The 841-nt window shown below is 20.7% G+C and carries 1 protein-coding gene; it reads left to right on the forward strand.

Going from position 1 to position 841, the window contains the following annotated elements:
* Positions 1 to 357: 357 nt before the first annotated feature.
* On the forward strand, positions 358 to 841 hold a 484-nt coding region (locus GBZ86_RS16390), incomplete at its 3' end, for a hypothetical protein (protein WP_152892440.1).

The following is an 841-nucleotide window of genomic DNA, read 5'->3' on the forward strand; positions in this document are numbered from 1 at the left end:
TTATTAAACTTTCTGGAATACCTCCCATACTAAAACCTCCTTAAAAGCTGTTTCTACTAAATAGAATCACATTGGTCTTAATGTTTTGTATTATATCATAATTTTAAAAACTATCAAAAATCTACATGAGAAAATTTATTATTTCCATCTATAGTTATAGTGCCATCTATTCCATGTAAAATTACAGCTATATTTTTTTCTAAGTTCTTAATTATAATAGGAGCATCTTCTAAAAAGTATTAAAATATTAAAACAGTTAAATGATAAAAATTTTTAATTATTTTACAAATTATATTGAAAACACCTAAAATATACTATATTATGTTAATAAATGTTTATCTATAGGGGGAGAATTAGATGAAGTTTGAATATTTTATTGATAATTCTAATATTAAAAACTTAAAAAAATTTATTCTACAAAATAATACTGATTTAAAAAATGCTATGTTAGAGAGACCTAATAAATTAAAAACATTTTTACAAGCAACCCTAGTTGCTTTAACTGTAATTGTTGTTATTTTTCTTTTATTATTAAATGTATTTATTTTTCCAGATGCTACAGGTAATTATTTTTCATTTTTCACTGAAAATTTTCATGATATTCTGTCTATATTTATACCAAAAATTCTATTTTATACTGTAATAACTATAATATTTTATTTCTTACTTCTTGACTTTACTTATTCTAAAAAGAATAAAACAACAGTTTCAAGATTTATAAATTCAATATATCTAGGATTTAAAGGAATGATTAAAGTAAGTATAAAAGAAAATGAAATGCAGGTATCAAGAGAATTTTCTAATTCAATTATAGAATCAAAAATCATAGAAGACATTATAA

The sequence above is a fragment of the Clostridium tarantellae genome, assembly GCF_009295725.1.
Lineage (GTDB): Bacteria > Bacillota > Clostridia > Clostridiales > Clostridiaceae > Sarcina > Sarcina tarantellae.